The organism is Caballeronia sp. LZ024 (assembly GCF_031451455.1).
GTDB classification, from domain to species: Bacteria; Pseudomonadota; Gammaproteobacteria; order Burkholderiales; family Burkholderiaceae; genus Caballeronia; species Caballeronia telluris.
The window spans coordinates 1,621,194-1,640,180 of sequence record NZ_JARUXL010000001.1; the positions used below are offsets into that span (position 1 = coordinate 1,621,194).

The 18,987-nt window shown below is 64.8% G+C and carries 14 protein-coding genes and 2 tRNA genes; 7 read left to right on the top strand and 9 right to left on the bottom strand.

Going from position 1 to position 18,987, the window contains the following annotated elements; translation table 11 throughout:
• Window positions 1-139 precede the first annotated feature (139 nt).
• The 5 genes from lon to QCE48_RS07445 all read left to right on the top strand — a co-directional run bounded on the left by lon (window position 140) and on the right by QCE48_RS07445 (window position 5,373).
• Window positions 140-2,563 (top strand): endopeptidase La, encoded by a 2,424-nt coding sequence (gene lon / locus QCE48_RS07425; protein WP_309785451.1) that lies wholly within the window; start codon window positions 140-142, stop codon window positions 2,561-2,563.
• A gap of 207 nt (window positions 2,564-2,770) precedes the next feature.
• Window positions 2,771-3,103 carry an HU family DNA-binding protein gene (locus QCE48_RS07430; RefSeq protein WP_309788245.1) on the top strand — a complete coding sequence of 111 codons (333 nt, stop codon included), beginning with the start codon at window positions 2,771-2,773 and terminating at the stop codon, window positions 3,101-3,103.
• A 66-nt stretch (window positions 3,104-3,169) separates the two neighbouring features.
• A tRNA-Val gene (locus tag QCE48_RS07435) sits at window positions 3,170-3,245 on the top strand.
• 37 nt (window positions 3,246-3,282) lie between these two features.
• Window positions 3,283-3,359 (top strand) — tRNA-Asp (locus QCE48_RS07440).
• Between the two features lie 88 nt (window positions 3,360-3,447).
• Window positions 3,448-5,373 (top strand): SurA N-terminal domain-containing protein, encoded by a 1,926-nt coding sequence (locus tag QCE48_RS07445; protein ID WP_309785449.1) that lies wholly within the window; start codon window positions 3,448-3,450, stop codon window positions 5,371-5,373.
• A 101-nt stretch (window positions 5,374-5,474) separates the two neighbouring features.
• On the opposite strand, the gene QCE48_RS07450 is transcribed toward QCE48_RS07445, so the two are convergent.
• Together QCE48_RS07450 and QCE48_RS07455 are read right to left on the bottom strand one after the other, a co-directional pair.
• The gene (locus QCE48_RS07450) at window positions 5,475-5,816 is read right to left on the bottom strand and encodes a hypothetical protein (RefSeq protein ID WP_309785448.1); all 342 of its coding nucleotides are present in this window, start codon (window positions 5,814-5,816) and stop codon (window positions 5,475-5,477) included.
• Window positions 5,817-5,956: 140 nt separating this feature from the next.
• Window positions 5,957-6,574, bottom strand: coding sequence for an arylesterase (locus QCE48_RS07455; protein ID WP_309794103.1), 618 nt, complete (start codon window positions 6,572-6,574; stop codon window positions 5,957-5,959).
• Between the two features lie 64 nt (window positions 6,575-6,638).
• Between QCE48_RS07455 and QCE48_RS07460 the strand changes: the two genes are divergently transcribed.
• Window positions 6,639-7,340, top strand: coding sequence for an ABC transporter ATP-binding protein (locus QCE48_RS07460; protein WP_062634028.1), 702 nt, complete (start codon window positions 6,639-6,641; stop codon window positions 7,338-7,340).
• Window positions 7,341-7,382: 42 nt separating this feature from the next.
• On the opposite strand, the gene pgi is transcribed toward QCE48_RS07460, so the two are convergent.
• The 3 genes from pgi to QCE48_RS07475 all read right to left on the bottom strand — a co-directional run bounded on the left by pgi (window position 7,383) and on the right by QCE48_RS07475 (window position 12,077).
• Window positions 7,383-9,005, bottom strand: a complete 1,623-nt coding sequence (gene pgi / locus QCE48_RS07465; RefSeq protein ID WP_309785446.1) for a glucose-6-phosphate isomerase — start codon at window positions 9,003-9,005, stop codon at window positions 7,383-7,385.
• A gap of 184 nt (window positions 9,006-9,189) precedes the next feature.
• Window positions 9,190-10,740, bottom strand: a complete 1,551-nt coding sequence (locus QCE48_RS07470) for an NAD(P)H-hydrate dehydratase (protein WP_309785445.1) — start codon at window positions 10,738-10,740, stop codon at window positions 9,190-9,192.
• Between the two features lie 59 nt (window positions 10,741-10,799).
• Window positions 10,800-12,077, bottom strand: a complete 1,278-nt coding sequence (locus tag QCE48_RS07475) for an FAD-dependent oxidoreductase (RefSeq protein WP_309785443.1) — start codon at window positions 12,075-12,077, stop codon at window positions 10,800-10,802.
• 472 nt (window positions 12,078-12,549) lie between these two features.
• Here QCE48_RS07475 and purL point away from each other — a divergent pair, with 472 nt between their 5' ends.
• Window positions 12,550-16,587: a phosphoribosylformylglycinamidine synthase gene (gene purL / locus QCE48_RS07480; protein ID WP_309785442.1), complete on the top strand. Its 4,038-nt coding sequence runs from the start codon at window positions 12,550-12,552 to the stop codon at window positions 16,585-16,587.
• A gap of 72 nt (window positions 16,588-16,659) precedes the next feature.
• On the opposite strand, the gene QCE48_RS07485 is transcribed toward purL, so the two are convergent.
• The 4 genes from QCE48_RS07485 to msrB form a co-directional block, all read right to left on the bottom strand.
• On the bottom strand, window positions 16,660-17,442 hold the full coding sequence (locus QCE48_RS07485) for a peptidylprolyl isomerase (RefSeq protein ID WP_309785441.1): 783 nt from the start codon (window positions 17,440-17,442) through the stop codon (window positions 16,660-16,662).
• Between the two features lie 143 nt (window positions 17,443-17,585).
• The gene (locus QCE48_RS07490; protein ID WP_309785440.1) at window positions 17,586-17,903 is read right to left on the bottom strand and encodes a BolA family protein; all 318 of its coding nucleotides are present in this window, start codon (window positions 17,901-17,903) and stop codon (window positions 17,586-17,588) included.
• Complete coding sequence (locus tag QCE48_RS07495) at window positions 17,900-18,436, bottom strand: septation protein A (protein ID WP_062634015.1); 537 nt, start codon at window positions 18,434-18,436, stop codon at window positions 17,900-17,902. Before QCE48_RS07495 ends, QCE48_RS07490 begins: the two co-directional genes overlap by 4 nt.
• Window positions 18,437-18,564: 128 nt before the next feature.
• The gene (gene msrB, locus QCE48_RS07500; RefSeq protein ID WP_309785438.1) at window positions 18,565-18,987 is read right to left on the bottom strand and encodes a peptide-methionine (R)-S-oxide reductase MsrB; all 423 of its coding nucleotides are present in this window, start codon (window positions 18,985-18,987) and stop codon (window positions 18,565-18,567) included.

Consider the following 18,987-nt stretch of genomic DNA (forward strand, 5'->3'; position numbering starts at 1 on the left):
TTTTGTTTATTTTTCGGATATCTTGTGGACGTTACTGACGCGAATTTTCGAACTGAACTTTTCCCTCATGCGAAGGCTTGTATTTGTTGTCCGCAGGCCTTACTTACGAACGAACTGATTCCACTACTGGGGAAATGAAATGTCAGGAACCCAACTCCTCCCGCAGGAACAAATTACGCTCCCGCTGCTTCCGCTGCGTGACGTAGTCGTTTTCCCGCATATGGTGATTCCCCTCTTCGTCGGGCGGCCCAAGTCGATCAAGGCGCTCGAAGCCGCGATGGAAGGCGGCAAGCACATCATGCTCGTCGCCCAGAAAACGGCGGCGAAAGATGAGCCGACCGAAAAGGACATGTACGAAGTTGGCTGTATCGCCAACATCCTGCAGATGCTGAAGCTGCCCGACGGCACCGTGAAAGTGCTGGTCGAAGGCCTTCAGCGCGCAAAGACGCTCTCCATCGAAGAGCAGGAAACCCAATTCTCGTGCGACGTGATGCCGCTCGAACCCGACCACGCCGACAGCGCTGAAACCGAAGCGCTGCGCCGCGCGATCGTGTCGCAGTTCGACCAGTACGTGAAGCTCAACAAGAAGATTCCGCCCGAGATCCTGACGTCGCTGTCGGGTATCGACGAAGCGGGTCGTCTTGCCGACACCATCGCCGCGCACCTGCCGCTCAAGCTGGACCAGAAGCAGCACATCCTCGAGATGTTCCCGGTCATCGAGCGTCTCGAGCATCTGCTCGCGCAACTCGAAGCCGAAATCGACATCCTGCAGGTCGAAAAGCGCATCCGCGGACGCGTGAAGCGCCAGATGGAAAAGAGCCAGCGCGAGTATTACCTGAACGAACAGGTCAAGGCCATCCAGAAGGAACTGGGCGAAGGCGAAGAGGGCGCGGATCTCGAAGAACTCGAAAAGCGCATCACCGCCGCGCGCATGCCGAAGGAAGCCAAGAAGAAGGCCGACGCCGAGCTGAAGAAACTCAAGCTGATGTCGCCGATGTCGGCGGAAGCCACCGTCGTGCGCAACTACATCGACACGCTGATCGGCCTGCCGTGGCGCAAGAAGAGCAAGGTCAACAACGACCTTACGAATGCGGAGCGTGTGCTCGACGAAGATCACTTCGGACTCGAAAAGGTCAAGGAACGGATTCTTGAATATCTCGCGGTGCAACAGCGCGTCGAGAAGGTGAAGGCGCCGATTCTGTGCCTCGTCGGGCCTCCGGGCGTCGGCAAGACGTCGCTCGGGCAGTCCATCGCGCGCGCCACGAACCGCAAGTTCGTGCGCATGGCGTTGGGTGGCGTGCATGACGAGTCCGAGATTCGCGGTCATCGCCGCACGTATATCGGTTCGATGCCGGGCAAGATTTTGCAGAGCCTGGCGAAAGTCGGCGTGCGCAATCCGCTCTTCCTGCTCGACGAAGTCGACAAGATGGGCATGGATTTCCGCGGCGATCCGGCCTCCGCGCTGCTCGAAGTGCTCGATCCCGAACAGAACCACACGTTCGCCGATCACTACATCGAAGTCGATTTCGACCTGTCGGATGTGATGTTCGTCGCGACCTCGAACTCGCTGAACATTCCGCCGCCGCTGCTCGACCGGATGGAAGTCATCCGTCTCTCGGGTTACACCGAAGACGAGAAGGTCAGCATCGCGCAGCGTTACCTGCTGCCGAAGCAAAAGCGCAACAACGGTCTGAAGGACGGCGAAGTTGATGTGACTGAACAGGCCATCCGCGACATCATTCGTTACTACACGCGTGAAGCGGGCGTGCGTTCGCTCGAACGTGAGATTTCGAAGATCTCGCGCAAGGTCGTGAAGATGCTGCTTTTGAAGAAGGCAGAAGGCGCGGTCAAGGTCGACGGCAGCAACCTCGACACCTTCCTCGGCGTGCGCAAGTACGACTTCGGTCTGGCGGCCAAGGAGAACCAGGTCGGCCAGGTGACGGGACTCGCATGGACGGAAGTCGGCGGCGATCTGCTGACGATCGAAGCGGCGTCGATGCCCGGCAAGGGCGCGGTGATCCGCACGGGTTCGCTCGGCGACGTGATGAAGGAATCGGTCGAGGCAGCGCGCTCGGTGGTTCGCTCGCGTTCGCGGCGTCTGGGCGTGTCGGATGAAGCCTTCGAGAAGAAGGACATCCACATCCACGTGCCCGAAGGCGCGACGCCGAAGGACGGTCCGTCCGCCGGTATCGCGATGACGACGGCGCTCGTGTCCGTGCTCACCGGCATCCCGGTGCGTGCCGACGTGGCGATGACCGGCGAAATCACGTTGCGCGGCGAGGTGCTGCCGATCGGCGGATTGAAGGAGAAGCTGCTGGCGGCGCATCGCGGCGGCATCAAGCTCGCGCTGATTCCGGAAGAAAACACGAAGGATCTGGCCGACATTCCGGATAACGTGAAGAACGCTATCGAGATCATTCCGGTTCGCTGGATCGACCGTGTCCTCGAACTGGCGCTCGAACGCGTGCCGGAGGCGTTGCCTGAAGAGGAGCCGAAGCCGGCACCGGTGGCGGCCGAAGCGCAGAAGGATTCGCCTGCTGCGGGCGACTTCGTGAAGCATTGAGGCGTCGACACCGGCTACGCAACAGGCGTTGCGTAGCCGAAGACTAAAAACCCGCGGACTTGAACTCCCGCGGGTTTTTTTATTTCGACGACAACTTCTAAAGCGCCGTACAAGGTGCTGGAATCAGGCCCAACCCTCGTTGACACGGCTCTTTCGGCTGCTTCTAATGAGCGCCGCGTCCGGCCTGGCCGGACGTCCGTCGAAGCGATCGACTTCGATGCAGGACACCATCGACAACAACGTGCAACTCAAGACTCGGGGATCACAATGAACAAAACGGAACTGATCGACCATATTGCGCAGCAAGCCGATATCTCCAAAGCAGCCGCCGGCCGCGCACTCGACGCCGTGATCGGCGGCGTGCGCAGCACGCTCAAGAAGGGCGGCACGGTGACCCTCGTGGGCTTCGGTACGTTCGCGGTCGGCAAGCGCGTTGCGCGCACCGGACGCAATCCGCGCACGGGCGATGCGATCAAGATCAAGGCCGCCAAGGTGCCCAAATTCCGCCCTGGCAAAGCACTGAAAGATGCGCTAAACTAGCGGACTCGCTGGATGCAGCAACGCAACACAAAGCATCGTTGCAGTCTGGCGAACGAATCACGGAGCGGGTGCTTAGCTCAGTTGGTAGAGCGGCGCCCTTACAAGGCGTAGGTCGGGAGTTCGAGCCTCTCAGCACCCACCAGTTCCCGATTCAGCAAGTGACATAAGCAGCAACAAAAGGAGTGGTAGTTCAGTCGGTTAGAATACCGGCCTGTCACGCCGGGGGTCGCGGGTTCGAGTCCCGTCCACTCCGCCAGCATCTACGAGAAAGGCGAACTCCGGTTCGCCTTTTTTATTGCCCGCTGTTGTAATATCGGGCGTTTTGTCTTAAGGCAGCGTTACGCATGCTCGATTTTTTCCGTAATCACCAACGCCTGATGATGGCGCTCCTGATCCTCATTATTGTGCCGGGTCTGGGGATCGTCGGCATTCAGGGGTTCAGCAGTTTCTTCGACGAGAACGCGAACGTCGCGAGCGTGAATGGTCACCAGATCACGCGCATCGAATACGACAACGCGTTGCGCCAGCAAGTCGATCGCGCGCGGCAGATGCTCGGCGCGCAGTTCGATCCGAAGATGTTCGAGACGCCCGCGATGCGCACCGCGCTCGTCGACAGCCTCGTGCAGCAGCGCGCGCTCGCCGACGAGACGCAACGCCTGCATCTGACCGCATCCGACGAGGCCGTGCGCCGCGCGCTGCTCGCCGATCCGGTGATCTCGTCGCTGCGCAAGCCCGACGGCACGATCGACGTCGAGCGCTACAAGCAGCTGCTCGCGATGCAGGGCATGACGCCCGAGCAATACGACGAGCGCATCCGTTATGGCCTCGCCACCGACCAGATTCCGGGCAGCATCCAGGCGAGCGCGTTCACGTCGAAGGCGCTCGCACAGAGTCTCACGGAACTCGCCGAGCAACGCCGCGACGTGCAGGGCCTCGCGTTCCGCACGGCGGACTACGTGTCGAAGGTCCAGCCGAGCGACGCGCAGATCAAGTCCTACTACGACGCGCATCGCAACGAATTCGCGACGCCCAAATCGGCTTCGATCCAATATTTGGTGCTGTCGCCGTCGACGCTCTCGGCTGCCATCAAGCCGAGCGACGCCGACCTGAAGAAGTACTACGACGACAATATCCAGCGCTATCGCACGGAAGGCGAAGTGCGCGCGAGCCACATCCTGATCAACGCTCCGAAGGACGCGAGCGCGGCCGACAAGGCTAAGGCCAAAGCGAAGGCCGACGAACTGCTCGCGCAGGTGAAGGCGCATCCGGACCAGTTCGCGCAGATCGCGGAGAAGAATTCGGAAGACCCGGGCTCGGCATCGAAGGGCGGCGATCTCGGCTACTTCGGCCACGGCATGATCGCGGGCGGCAAGGCATTCGACGACGCCGCGTTCGGTCTCAAGAAAGGCGAAGTGAGTGATGTCGTGCAGTCCGACTTCGGTTATCACATCATTCAGACCACCGACGTGAAGCCGGCGAGCACGAAGCCGTTCGACGAAGTGAAGGACGTGCTCACGAAGGACTACGTGGCGCAGCAGGCATCGAAGAGCCTCGCCGACGACGCGCAGGGCTTCACCGACGCCGTGTACGAAAAGTCGAAGACGCTTCAGCCCGCCGCCGACAAGTACAAGCTCCAGATCCAGACGGCGACCGTTGCACCGACGCCGAATCCGCAATTGCCGCAGGACAACCCGCTGAACAACGCGAAGTTCCTCGCTGCCGTCTTTGCTCCGGACTCCGTGAAGGACCACAACAACACGCAGGCCATCGACGTCGGCGGCAACACGCTGATCGCGGCCCGCGTGACGGACTACAAGCCGGCCGCGGTGCCCGCGCTCGACGCCGTGAAGGACGTGGTGCGCGCGAAGGTCGTCGCTGAAGAAGCGGCGGCGATGGCTCGAAAGGACGGCGCGGCGAAGCTGGCCGACGTGCAAAAGTCGAATGCAACGGCGGGTTTCTCGTCGGTAACGACGGTGTCGCGCAACGACCCGCAAGGCTTGCCGCCGGCTGCGCTCGGCGCGATCTTCAAGGCGGATGCGTCGAAGCTGCCGGCTTATGTCGGCGTCGACCTCGGCAACGACGGTTATGCGATCTATCGCGTGAACGGCATCCAGAAGGCTACGCCCGTTGCTGCCGACCGCCTGACGGGTGCACAGCAGCAAGTCGCGCAGGTCTACGCGCAAGCGGAGATGGAAGCGTATCTCGAGTCGCTGAAGGCGCGCTCGAAGGTGAAGATCACACAGGCGCCCGCAACGGCCGCCCAGCAGTAAGCGATCAAGGCCACACTAAAAAGCCCCGATGGTGGAAACCATCGGGGCTTTTTATCGCTTGAGCGTTGAGCGTCAGCGGTCGCGTGGACGCGACTCGTCGGTTACAGGCAGGTCTGGATATCGCCGGTCGCCTCGCTGCCGGCCGCGCCCGAGGCGCGGAAGCCGACCCACGAGCCCGGACCGGTCCAGTTGGGACGCACGACGGCGGCGGCGCCCGAGGGCGGCTGCTGGCCCGGCACGTAGACATCGAGAGCCTGGTCGTTGGCGAGCGTATCCTGCGACACGACCTGTTGCTGCGACTTGTCGGCCCATTTCTGCGAGATGCACTGCGCCACGACCTTCGGCGCTTTCTGACTCGTGCCCACCTGTTGCACGCCTGCAGGCGGCTGGGCGGCACACGCCGAGATCGCAACGGTCATGGCGAGAAGGGACAAATATTTCACGTTACCTCCTTGTTGGGGCGCTCACTGCGGAGCCGGGTTTTAAGAGTGACGCGAAAGTTCAGATAACAGAACCCTGGCCGTGTTCCGCGTTTTGTCTAAATTGCGCCCGGCGCCGTGGTCTCCTGACTCACGCCAGCGAATCATCTGGAGGCCGTCGCGCCCAGCAGCGGTTTCAGGTTCGGCCAGACGTTTTCCAATAGCAAGGGCTGGGCCTGAACCGTGGGATGAATCTGGTCGGCCTGAAACAGGGCGGGTTTGTCGGCGATACCGGCCAGCAGGAACGGCACGAGCGGCACTTTCTTCTCTTTCGACAACTGCTCGTAGACGCCATGGAACTTTTGCGAGTAGTCCGGGCCGTAATTGGGCGGAACGTACATCCCGACGAGTAAAACCTTCGCGTGCACGGCCTGCGATCGCTCGACGATCGCTCGAAGATTCGCCTCGGTCGTCGCGAGCGGCACGCCACGCAGCGCATCGTTGGCGCCCAGCTCGACCACCACGACCGCCGGCTTCAGCCGGTTCAAAATGGCGGGCAGCCGGGCAAGTCCGCCGCTCGTGGTGTCGCCGCTGATGCTCGAATTGGCGACGCTATAATCGAGACGCTCTTTGGCGAGCCGTTCGCGCAGCAGGTTGACCCAGCCCGTATCGCGCGGCAGGCCGTATTCGGCGGAGAGACTGTCGCCGAGCACGACGATCGTCGGCGACGACCGAGCCGCCTGTGCATCCGCGGCATGGACCCGTGGCGATCCCGCCGTCATCGAAAGTGCCGCGAGCATCACGAGCGCAGCAGTGCGTGCGTCCCAGTTCACCTTGAAGTTTTCCATGCAAAACAATATCGAACCAGTCATCGAAGTACGGGGATTGAGCAAGCGGGTCAAGGACGCAACGGGTGAACTGACGATCCTCGATCAGATCGACCTGGCGATTCCGAAAGGCAGCAGCGTGGCAATCGTCGGCGCATCGGGGTCGGGCAAGTCGACGCTGCTCGGCCTGCTCGCGGGTTTGGACAGCGCGAGCGAGGGCTCGGTTCGTCTGCTCGGCAAGGAACTCGGTGAACTCGACGAAGACGGGCGCGCTGCGCTGCGCAGCGGCTCGGTCGGATTCGTGTTCCAGTCGTTCCAGTTGATGCCGCATCTGACGGCGCTCGAAAACGTGATGCTGCCGCTCGAGTTGCGCGCCGAGATGCCGCATCGCGAGATCGCGGCGCGTGCGCGGTCGTTGCTCGATCAGGTCGGGCTCGCACAGCGCACCGGGCACTATCCGAAGCTCTTGTCGGGCGGCGAGCAGCAGCGTGTCGCGCTCGCGCGCGCGTTCGTCACGCATCCGGCCATCCTCTTCGCCGACGAACCGACCGGCAGCCTCGACGCCGCGACCGGCTACGCGATCATCGACTTGATGTTCGAAATGAACCGCCGCAACGGCGCGACGCTCGTGCTCGTCACCCACGACACCGAACTCGCCGGCCGCTGCGACGCGACGGTGACGATCGAAGCAGGGCGGCTCGTGAACGGCCTCGGCGTGTGAAGACGCGCGTCGTCCGTGTTTCAGGGACGACGCGGAACCTCATCAGCGCTTGAGCGCCTTGCGTGCGCGCGCAATCAGCGTCGAAGTCGACGAATCGTGCTTCGCCGGGTCGGCGCTTGCCGCGGTGATGTCGGCTTCGACGACCTTGCCGAGAATCTTGCCGAGTTCCACGCCCCACTGGTCGAACGGATTGATGTCCCACACCGACGCCTGCACGAGCACCTTGTGCTCGTAGAGCGCGATCAGCGCGCCGAGCGTCTGCGGCGTGAGCGCATCGAGCAGGATGGTCGTGGTCGGACGATTGCCGGGGAAGCTCAGATGTGTCGCGAGCGCTTCCTTGCCGGGGCCCGCCACCTTCTTCGCTTCTTCGAGCGTGCGGCCGAGCATCAGCGCCTCGCTCTGCGCGAAGCAGTTCGCGAGCAGCTTCGCGTGATGATCGACGAGCGGATGTTCCGGCGTCAGCACCGCAATGAAGTCGATCGGGATGATCGTCGGCCCCTGGTGCAGCATCTGGAAGAACGCGTGCTGGCCGTTCGTGCCCGGCTCGCCCCAGATCACGGCAGCGGTGGGGTAGTCGACCATCGTGCCGTCGAGCCGCGCCGACTTGCCGTTGCTTTCCATCTCCAGTTGCTGCAGATACGCCGAAAGATAATGCAGCGCTTCAGAATACGGCGCGACCAGGTCGCTTTGCGAGCCGAAGAAGTTTCGATACCAGATGCCGATCATGCCCATCAGTACCGGCAGGTTCTTTTCCAGCGGCGCGGTGCGGAAATGCTCGTCCATCCTGTGCGCGCCTTCGAGCAGGCTCTCGAAGTTTTTCGGACCCACCGCGATCATGATCGACAAGCCGACCGCCGACCACAGCGAATAGCGCCCGCCGACCCAGTCCCACATCTCGAACACGTTCTCTTTCGCGATGCCGAACTTGACCACTTCCTCCGGATTCGCCGACACGCCGACGAAGTGCTTCGACAACGCGTCTTCCGGGCAGCCTTGCTGCGTGAACCAGTCGCGCATCGACCGCGCGTTGGTCATCGTTTCGAGCGTCGTGAAGGTCTTCGACACGATGATCGCGAGCGTCTCTTCTGCGTCGATGGTCTGCAGCACGTTGTAGAGATCGGCGCCGTCGACGTTCGACACAAAGTGCGTCTGCAACTCGGGCGAGGCCAGATGATGCAGCGCGTGCACGACCATCTTCGGCCCGAGGTCCGATCCGCCGATGCCGATGTTCACCACGTGCCGGATGCGCTTGCCGGTGTATCCCGTCCACGCGCCGTCGCGGACCTTCTCCGCGAACGCGGCCATCTTCGCCTTTTCGGCGCGGACCTGCTGCTGGAACGGGGCGTCGTCGGCGGTGGCGCGCAACGCCGTGTGCAGCGCCGCGCGATGCTCGGTCATGTTGACGATGTCGCCCGCGAACATCGCGTCGCGGCGTTCGGTGACCTTCGCCTGCCGCGCCAGCTCGACGAGCAGCTTGAGCGTCGCATCGGTGATGCGGTTCTTCGAGAAGTCGATGGCAAGACCGCCGCCGTCGAACGTGAAGCGCTCGGCGCGCGTCGGCGCGGTGTCGTTTTGCGGCGCGAACCAGTCGCGCAGGCGTTCGCCGGAGATTTCGTCGTAATGGGACTGGAGCGCCGACCAGGCAGGGAGCGAATTGAGCGTCATAGCGGTCCGATGGGCTTGAGTTGGCTTGGATTGCTTCGAGGTGTCTTCATGGCCGTCACTGGCTGAAGGGAACGTTCCGTGCGAATGCCCGCGAGACGCGGAGGCAGGTGCGCGGTCCACTGCGAGTATAGCGACGATGCATGAACGATGGCTTGCATCGCCGTTCGCTTCGATCGCCGTCGATTCAGTTCGAATAGAAGCGGCGGTTGAGCAAGCTGCGTACCTTCGGCGCGAGTTCGCCGGCCGTGAAACCCGCCGGGCCTTCGCCCTCGTCGGTCAGCACTTGCGCCGCGAGCCCGTGCAGGTAGACGCCCGCGAGCGCGGCTTCGTACGCGGGCAGCCGCTGCGCGAGCAATGCTCCGATCAATCCGCCGAGCACGTCGCCCGTGCCGCCTGTCGCGAGCGCGGCGTTGCCCGTGGGATTGATCGCGACGCGTCCGTCGGGCGAAGCGATCACGGTGCCCGAGCCTTTCAGCACGGCGACGGCCGCGAACCGCGCCGCAAGCTGGCGCGCGGCGGCGATCCGCTCGCGCTGCACGTCCTTCACGTCGCGGCCCAGAAGGCGCGCGGCTTCCAGCGGATGCGGCGTGAGGATGCACGGATCGCCCTTCGCCCCACACGCGGCGACGCGCGCGGCCAGTGCGTCGTCGCGGGAAATCAGGTTGAGCGCGTCGGCGTCGAGGAGCTTCGGTACGTCGAGCGCGAGCACGTCGGCGAGGACACGCTTCGCGCGATCGCTCGATCCCATCCCGCAGCCGATCGAGAGCGCGTCCATCTTGTCGAGCGCGAAGCCGTCGACGTGATGCAGCATCAGTTCCGGATGAGGCGGGTCGTAGGGCGGGGCGCCGTCGCCGAGGAACGCGACGTTGACCTTGCCCGCGCCCCCGTAGAGCGCCATGCGCGCGGCGAGGATCGGCGCGCCGCACATGCCGGTGTCGCCGCCGATCACGGCGAGCGTGCCGAACGTGCCCTTGTTGCTCGCGTAGTCGCGCGGTGGCAGGTGCGTCGCGAAAAGCGACGGCGCGTTGAGCACGATCGACGGCTGCGCGGGCGGATCGACGTCGAGCGTCGCGACGTACAGCTTGCCGGTGAGGTCGCGGCCATGCGCGGTGTAATGCCCCGGCTTCGCGCCGATGAAGCTGATCGTGTGCGTCGCGCGCACGGCCGGGCCGCCGCTCACCGCTTCGCCGGTGTCGCTGTTCAGGCCGCTGGCGATGTCGAGCGCGAGCACGCCGCCGTCCTCGCGCGAGCGGCGCGTGAGGCGCGTCGCGATCTCGGCGAACACGCCGTCAAGCGGCCGCGCGAGCCCGATGCCGAACATGCCGTCGACGGCCCAGCTATAGCCCGCGAGCGATTGCGGCGCTTCGTCGGAGATCGGCACGCCGGCCGCGCGCGCGGTGTCGAGCGCCCAGCGGGCGTCGTCCGGTTTGACTTCGACCGGCATGCACACTTCGACGGCCACGCCCGCTTTCAACAGTTCGGCAGCGAGCACGAGCGCATCGCCGCCATTGTTGCCCGGTCCCGCGACGATCCACACCGGCAGCGACTGGCGCTCGGGCGAATGCTGATCGGAGTCGAGGAGAAACTGCGCGGCGGCGGCGCCCGCGCGCGCCATCAGCGTGTGCGCGGGCAGCGCGCTCGCGGCGCGCGCTTCGAGCGAACGGAGTTCGTCGAGCGTGAGAAGGGCGAGCGCGTCGTCGTTCGGAGCGTGATAGGGCGATCGGTGCGAGGTCATGGCGAAATGGCGTGATGAGCGGCATCGGCCGGCCGCTCGCGCCTCGCATCGCCCCGTGCTCAGAACCGGTCGATGCGCAACGCCGCGAGGGTGTCGGCGGGAATGTCGGGGGTGAGCCCGGAAACGAGATCCGCGATCACTTTAGCAGAGCCGCACGCGAGGCCCCAGCCCGCCGGGCCGTGCGCGGCGTTGACGAAGAGCCGAGCGTGGCCCGTCGCGCCGACGACCGGCAGCCCGTCCGGCGAGAGCAGGCGCAAGCCTTCCCAGGTCCGCGCCGCCGACACCTTCGCGGCGCCCGGCACCCAGTCGTGCGTGCCTTGCCCGAGCAGCGCGAACACGCGGTCGGCGAGCGCGGCGGGCAGCGGCTTGAGCGTCTTCGCCTCACTCTGCAGGACGCCCGCGCCCGCGACGCGCAGACGCTGGTTGACGCGCGTCATCGCGATGCGCTTGATCGAATCGACGATCGTGATGTGCGGCGCGTGCTCCTCATAGGCGATCGGCGCGGTGAGGCTGTGCAGGCGCAAGAGGTGCAGCGGCAACTTGCCGTTCACCCCCGACACCAGCGCCGGCGTGCCGATGCCCGCCGCCACGACGATCGCATCGGCCGTGACGCGGTCGTAGTGGACGCCCGCGACCGGCATCAGATCGACGGCCGCGCCGCGATCGTCGAGATGGAGCGACGCGACCTCGCGGCCGAGCCGGAATTGCACGCCGCGGTCTTCCAGGATCTGCTTGAGCTGCTTCGTGAAGAGCGGACAGTTCGCGGTGCGCTCGTCGTCGAGCATCACGCCGCCGGCGAAGGGCGGATCGTCGGGCACGGACGGCTCGGCGGCGGCGCACTCGGCGGCACTCAGCACGCGATGCGGCACCTCGAAGCGCCTGAGCAGGTCGATGGCCGGCGCCGCCTGTTCGAGCTCGCGCGGACGGCGGAACACGTGCAGCACGCCGCGCCGCTGCTCGCAGTCGAGGCCGAACGTCGCTTCGATCTCGTCGATCACGCGCCGCGACAGTTCGACGAGCGGTCGTAGCCGGGCGTATTGCGCGGTGAACGCCTCGGGTTCGCGCAGGCGCGCGAGTTTTTTCGCGAAATCGCGCGCGGCGGAATCGAAACCCGGCCGGAAGACGATGCCCGTCTTCGCCGCGCTGCGAGCACCCATGAAGGTCGGGCCGAACCAGACGTCGAGCGGCGAGGGCAGCATCGGGCCGCCGTGGCCGTAGGTCGCGCCCTGCGCGACGGTCGCGTGGCGCTCGATCACGCAGACGCGGTGTCCGGCCGCATGCAACTGGTAAGCGGTGGCGATTCCGCCGATCCCGCCGCCGATGACGATGACATCCATGATTCTTTGTCGCCCGAAGGCGTGAGACTTGCGTGTTGTGTGGCGAGTGGTGCGCGGCTCGACGCGATCGACGCGAGCCGCAAGCAGTGCCGTGAATTTGACGGGCCGGCGGCGTCGAAAGGGTACGTCCGCGCGGGGAAAGCGCGCCATGATAGCGCCAAACGGCGGTCGCCGGACGCCTCGAAGGCACTCGCGCGTGCGCGTCGCCGCTTGCTGCGGCACGGCGAACCCGTCGTGGCAGGCCTTGCGCGGAATTGGAAAAATTCCGCGCATTTTGCTCGCCGCACGCATTTCGATACACCGCGTGGCGCGGCGGCGAAACCCGGCGAGCGGCATCGGCGGGCGCTCCGGGCGGGGTGCCCGGCCGATTTCGAGACACTTCCGGGTTATAATCCGGGTCTTCCCTTCGCCTCACGCCGCTTCGTCTGCAATGGACGAAACGGCCCATCGACGTCATCGACGCACCGTCACAATGGCCCACTTCTCGTGTTTCCCCGGCGCTTCGGCCCTCTCCGATTTCCGTCAGACTCGTCTCCTTGAAACGCTCGCCCGCATCGACCCGAATATCGTCGGCGTGCGCGGCCAGTATCTGCACTTCGTGAACTCGGCCGAGCCGCTCACCGACGAAGACACCAACCGCATTCACGCGCTGATGCACTACGGCGCGCCGTTCGAGGAACAGAAGGAACGCGGCAACGTCGCGACGTTCATGGTCGTGCCGCGCTTTGGCACGGTCTCGCCGTGGGCGAGCAAGGCGACCGACATCGCGCACCACTGCGGCCTCACGCAGGTGCGGCGCATCGAGCGCGGAATCGAATACACGGTGGTGCTCAAAAGCGGGCTGCTCGGCGGCAAAAAGACGCTCACCGACGAAGCGCGCGCGCAAGTCGCGGCGGCGCTCTATGACCGCATGACCGAAAACGTGGCGCCGTCGCGCGATCACGCGCTGCATCTCTTCGACGAACTGCCGGCCAAGCCGCTGCAAACCGTCGACATCCTCGGCCACGGTCGCGGCGCGCTGGAAGCGGCGAACCTGGAACTCGGCCTCGCGCTCGCGGACGACGAAATCGACTATCTCGTCGATGCGTTCAAATCGCTCGAACGCAATCCGACCGACGTCGAGTTGATGATGTTCGCGCAGGCGAACAGCGAGCATTGCCGCCACAAGATTTTCAACGGCGAATGGACCATCGACGGCGAAAAGCAGGACATCTCGCTCTTCCAGATGATCCGCAATACCGAGAAGTTGAATCACGAAGGCACGATCGTCGCGTATTCGGATAACTCGGCGATCATGGCGGGCGGCGTCGCCGAGCGCTGGTTCCCGCGCGGCACGAACGAGCACTACGCGCGCCACGTCGAGCTGACGCACACGCTGATGAAGGTCGAGACGCACAATCACCCGACCGCGATCTCGCCGTTCGCGGGCGCGGCGACCGGTTCGGGCGGCGAAATCCGCGACGAAGGCGCGACCGGGCGCGGCGCGCGTCCGAAGGCGGGTCTCGCGGGCTTCACGGTGTCGAATCTCGATCTGCCGGACGCGCGCCAGAAGTGGGAAAACGCCCGCGACAGCGCGACGCCCGTGCCGCAGCGCAATCCCGCCGACGCGAACGAGCCGTATGGCCGGCCGGAGCGCATCGCGTCGCCGCTGCAGATCATGATCGACGGGCCGATCGGCGCCGCCGCCTTCAACAACGAATTTGGCCGCCCGAATCTCGGCGGCTATTTCCGCGCTTACGAGCAGAACGTCGCGGGCCGCGTGCGCGGCTATCACAAGCCGATCATGATCGCGGGCGGCATCGGCAATATCTCGGACCAGCACACGCATAAGCTGGACTTGCCCGAAGGCACGCTCCTGATCCAGATCGGCGGGCCGGGCATGCGTATCGGCATGGGCGGCGGCGCGGCGAGTTCGATGGCGACCGGCGCGAACACCGCCGAACTCGACTTCGACTCGGTTCAGCGCGGCAATCCGGAAATCCAGCGCCGCGCGCAGGAAGTGATCAACGCGTGCTGGCAGCAGGGCGAGAAGAACCCGATCCTGTCGATTCACGACGTCGGCGCGGGCGGCATTTCGAACGCGTTCCCGGAACTCGTCGATGGCGCGGGCAAGGGCGCGCGCTTCGAACTGCGCAAGGTGCAACTCGAAGAGACGGGGCTCTCGCCGCGCGAAATCTGGTCGAACGAGGCGCAGGAACGCTACGTCCTCGCGATCGCGCCGGCCGATTTGCCCGCGTTCGAAGCGATTTGCGAGCGTGAGCGCTGTCCCGTCGCGGTCGTCGGCGTGGCGACCGAAGAACGCCAGTTGCAACTAGTTGACGACGAAAACGACGGCCAGGAACCCGTCGACATGCCGATGGACGTGCTGCTCGGCAAGCCGCCGAAGATGCATCGCGACGTGAAGCGCGAAGCGGCGAAGTTCGAGCCCATCGACGTGACGGGCGTGACGTTCTCGGAAATCGCCGTCGATGTGCTGAAGCATCCGACGGTCGCGAGCAAGTCGTTTCTGATTACCATCGGCGACCGTTCCGTCGGCGGCACGACCGCGCGCGACCAGATGGTCGGCCCGTGGCAAGTGCCCGTCGCGGACTGCGCGATCACGACGATGGATTACGCGGGCTTTCGCGGCGAAGCGATGACGATCGCCGAGCGCACGCCGCTCGCCGTGATCGACGCGCCCGCGTCGGGCCGCATGGCCGTCGGCGAAGCGGTGACGAACATCGCCGCCGCGCCGATCGAGTCGCTCTCCAAGCTGAAGCTCTCCGCGAACTGGATGGCCGCGTGCGGCAGCGCCGGCGAAGACGCGGCGCTCTTCGATACCGTGAAGGCCATCGGCATGGAACTGTGCCCGGCGCTCGGCATCAGCATTCCGGTCGGCAAGGATTCGCTGTCGATGCGCACCAAGTGGCAGGACGCGACGGGCGCGGCGAAGGAAGTGGTGTCGCCGGTGTCGCTCATCATCTCGGCGTTCGCGCCGGTCGAGGACGTGCGCCGGCAACTCACGCCGCAACTGAGCCGCGACGTCGACACGGTCCTGATCGCGATCGATCTCGGCCGCGGACGCAATCGCCTCGGCGGCAGCATTTTCGCGCAGGTGACGCAGCAGGTCGGCGACACGGTGCCCGACGTCGACGACGCCCTGGACCTGAAGCGCTTCTTCACCGCGATCCAGTCGCTCAACGCCGACGGCAAGCTGCTCGCTTACCACGACCGCTCGGACGGCGGCCTGTGGGCGACCGTCTGCGAGATGGCGTTCGCGGGGCACGTGGGCGTGTCGCTGAACGTCGACATGCTGACGCTCGACGCGCATCACGAGTCGGATTACGGCGACGCGAAGGACTGGGCCAAGCAGACGAGCGGCCGCCGCGACGACCGCACGATCCGCGCGCTCTTCACGGAAGAACTCGGCGCGGTCGTGCAGGTACGCGCGGCCGACCGCGACGCGGTGCTGGTCGCGTTGCGCGAACACGGTTTGTCGGCGTGCTCGCACGTGATCGGCAAACCGAACGAGCGTGACACCATCGAAATCTATCGCGACGCGAAGAAGATCTACGAAGCGCCGCGCGTCGAGCTGCATCGCGCATGGGGCGAAGTGAGCTGGCGCATCGCGCGTCTGCGCGACAACCCCGCGTGCGCCGATGCGGAATACGAAGCGCTGTCGGATGCGAGCGATCCGGGCATCACGCCGGTCCTGAGCTTCGACCCGGCGCAGGACGTGGCGGCGCCGTTCATCGGCAAGTCGGCGCGCCCGCGCGTGGCGATTCTGCGCGAGCAGGGCGTCAACTCGCATCTGGAGACGGCCTACGCGTTCGATCGCGCGGGCTTCGATGCGCACGACGTCCACATGAGCGATCTGCTCGAAGGACGCGCGACGCTCGCCGACTTCGCGGGCGCGGTGGCCTGCGGCGGCTTTTCCTACGGGGACGTGCTCGGCGCGGGCGAAGGCTGGGCGAAGACGATCCGCTTCAATCCGCGACTCGCCGACATGTTCGCCGCGTTCTTCGGCCGTGCCGATACGTTCGCGCTCGGCATCTGCAACGGCTGCCAGATGATGAGCAGCCTCGCGTCGATCATTCCCGGCGCCGATGCGTGGCCGAAGTTCACGCGCAACAAGTCGGAGCAGTTCGAGGCGCGCTTCTCGCTCGTGGAAGTGCAGAACTCGCCGTCGATTTTCTTCGCCGGCATGGAAGGCTCGCGCATTCCGGTGGCGGTCGCGCACGGCGAAGGTTTCGCGGACTTCTCGCAGCAAGGCGATGCGTCGAAGGCGCTGGTCGCGATGCGCTTCGTCGATCATCGCGGCAACGCGACGGAGCGCTATCCGTTCAATCCGAACGGATCGCCGGAAGGCATCACGTCGGTGACGACACCGGATGGCCGCTTCACGGTGCTGATGCCGCACATGGAGCGCGTGCATCGCAACGTGCAGATGAGCTGGACGCCCGACGACTGGACGAGCGACGGCAGCCCGTGGCTGCGCGCATTCCAGAATGCGCGGCGGTGGATCGGCTGATCTTCTGCGGAGTGCACAAAGCAAAAACGCCACGAACGAAGTTCGTGGCGTTTTTTTATGAGCGCTGCGGCCTTACTTGATTACAGCCTTCTTCTTCAGCCCTTCCTCGAACGCTTGCAGCTTCTCCTGCTGAATCTGCTGCGCGATCTGCGGCTTCACCTGTTCGAGCGGCGGCGGCGGAGTTTCGCGCGAGTCGTCGAGACGGATGATGTGCCAGCCGAACTGCGTCTTCACCGGCGCGGGCGTTACTTCACCCTTTTTCAGCTTCGCGGCGGCCGCGCCGAATTCAGGCACATAAGCCTGCGGACTCGACCAGTCGAGATCGCCGCCGTTCTTGCCCGATCCCGGGTCCTTCGAATACTGCTTCGCGAGGTCTTCGAAGCTCGCGCCGCCCTTGATCTTCGCGATCAGCTCCTTCGCCTGCGCTTCGTCCTCGACGAGGATGTGATGCAGATGCAGTTCCTTGCCGCCGCCCGCCTGTTTCACGAGGTCGTCGTAGCGCGCCTTGATTTCGGCGTCGGTCGGCGGGTTGTTCTTCACGAAGTCTTCGATCAGCGCGCGCAGCACCACAGTCTGCTGCGCAACGGCGATCTGCGCCTTCACGTCGGGACGGGTCGCGATACCGCGGCGCGCCGCCTCCTGGCTCAGGATCTCGCGATTGATCAGCTCTTCGCGAACGGCCGCCTGCAGTTGCGGCGAGTCCTTCTGACCCTGCTGGACGAGCTGGCTCACGAGCGCATTGGCGCGCGCGGTCGGGATCGGCGTGCCGTTCACAACGGCGATGTTTTGCGCGTAGGCGGGCACTGCCGCGAACGCAGCCAGCAACACCCAGAGATGGGTTTTTTTCAAAGTCATCGGAAGTTCCTAACGAGGCAACAGATGCCGTTGAGGCAGGTTAAAGAATGAAAGTGCGTATCGTGTGAGACCCGCGTGGGACCCGGGCAAGCGCCGGCTCCGGGCGACAGAGGCCAACGGAACGTCTGCAACGGCGGGGAAGATCATTCGAATTGTTCTGCGAATTCTTCGGGCGTGTACGCCTTGATCGCGAGCGCATGGACGCCGCGCCGCATCTCCTCGGCCAGCGCATCATACACCAGCCGGTGCCGCGCCACGCGGGGCTTGCCCGCGAAGTGCGCCGACACGATCGTCACCGTGTAGTGACTGCCCGATGCCGCGCCGGCATGCCCTGCGTGAGCGGCGCTGTCGTCGTCGATATGCAGCGACGACGGTTCGAGCGCGGCGTCCAGGCGCGCTTCGAGCTGCGCGATCTTGTCCGCCGCCGATGCGCTCATGAAGTCGCCAAGATGATGAGTCATCGCTCGTCCTCCTTCATGTGTTTTGCGAGCCACAGGCTTTGCAGCACGATGAATACGAAAAGGCAGCCGGTCGCGCCGAAGAGCTTGAAGTTCACCCACTGATCGGTCGTGAAGTTGTACGCGACGAACAGATTCACGATGCCGAGAATCGCGAAGAACACCGCCCACGCGACATTCAGTTGCCCCCACACGCGATGCGGCAGCACGATCTGCTTGCCCATCATCGCTTCGATCAGGTTCTTCCTGAAGCCCAGTTGCGCGACGATCAGCGCCACCGCGAAGAGCCAGTAGAGCGCCGTCGGCTTCCACTTGATGAAAGTGTCGTTGTGCAGCACGAGCGTCGCGCCGCCGAACACAACGACCACGCCCAGGCTCACCCACAGCATCGCGTCGACCTTGCGGTGACGGAACGCAACCCACGCGATCTGCACGAGCGTCGCGACGATCGCCACGGCGGTTGCCGTGTAGATGCCCCAGATCTTGAATGCGACGAAAAAGAGGATGATCGGGAACAGATCGAACAGAAATTTCATGGACGTTCGGACGAGGAGGGCGTGAACATGTGAGCACGCGCCGTTCGCGCGCCGCCTTCAGGGCGGCTACGCAAACGACGCGTGCAGATCAACCGGCGCGCTGAACGCGACCGGCGCGCGGCGGAAAATTACTTGGGTTCGAATTGTAGCGCAGCCGAGTTGATGCAATAGCGCAGGCCGGTCGGCGCCGGGCCGTCCTCGAACACGTGGCCCAGATGCGCGCCGCAGTTCTTGCACTGCACTTCGATGCGCAGCATGCCGTGCGAGCGGTCCGTCTTCTCGGCGACCACTTCGCCGTTGATCGGCCTGAAATAGCTCGGCCAGCCGCAGCCGGCGTCGAATTTCGCATCCGATTCGAAAAGCGGCGTGCCGCAGCACACGCAGTCGTAGATGCCGCGCTCGGTGTGATCCCAGTATTCGCCGGTGAACGGCCGCTCGGTCGCAGCGTGGCGCGTGACCTGATATTGCATGTCGGAGAGTTCCCGGCGATAAGTTTCGTCGTCCTTTTGCAGCGGATGCGCCGGGTCGCGGGTGATGTCGTCGCGGTTCAT

What these genes read in the sequence shown, in the direction of transcription:
- lon (WP_309785451.1), top strand. Translation starts at nt 140, where the DNA reads ATGTCAGGAACCCAACTCCTCCCGCAGGAACAAATTACGCTCCCGCTG.
- QCE48_RS07445 (WP_309785449.1), top strand. Translation starts at nt 3,448, where the DNA reads ATGCTCGATTTTTTCCGTAATCACCAACGCCTGATGATGGCGCTCCTG.
- QCE48_RS07455 (WP_309794103.1), bottom strand. Translation starts at nt 6,574, where the DNA reads ATGACGGCGGGATCGCCACGGGTCCATGCCGCGGATGCACAGGCGGCT.
- QCE48_RS07460 (WP_062634028.1), top strand. Translation starts at nt 6,639, where the DNA reads ATGCAAAACAATATCGAACCAGTCATCGAAGTACGGGGATTGAGCAAG.
- pgi (WP_309785446.1), bottom strand. Translation starts at nt 9,005, where the DNA reads ATGACGCTCAATTCGCTCCCTGCCTGGTCGGCGCTCCAGTCCCATTAC.
- QCE48_RS07470 (WP_309785445.1), bottom strand. Translation starts at nt 10,740, where the DNA reads ATGACCTCGCACCGATCGCCCTATCACGCTCCGAACGACGACGCGCTC.
- QCE48_RS07475 (WP_309785443.1), bottom strand. Translation starts at nt 12,077, where the DNA reads ATGGATGTCATCGTCATCGGCGGCGGGATCGGCGGAATCGCCACCGCT.
- purL (WP_309785442.1), top strand. Translation starts at nt 12,550, where the DNA reads ATGGCCCACTTCTCGTGTTTCCCCGGCGCTTCGGCCCTCTCCGATTTC.
- QCE48_RS07485 (WP_309785441.1), bottom strand. Translation starts at nt 17,442, where the DNA reads ATGACTTTGAAAAAAACCCATCTCTGGGTGTTGCTGGCTGCGTTCGCG.
- QCE48_RS07490 (WP_309785440.1), bottom strand. Translation starts at nt 17,903, where the DNA reads ATGACTCATCATCTTGGCGACTTCATGAGCGCATCGGCGGCGGACAAG.
- QCE48_RS07495 (WP_062634015.1), bottom strand. Translation starts at nt 18,436, where the DNA reads ATGAAATTTCTGTTCGATCTGTTCCCGATCATCCTCTTTTTCGTCGCA.
- msrB (WP_309785438.1), bottom strand. Translation starts at nt 18,987, where the DNA reads ATGAACCGCGACGACATCACCCGCGACCCGGCGCATCCGCTGCAAAAG.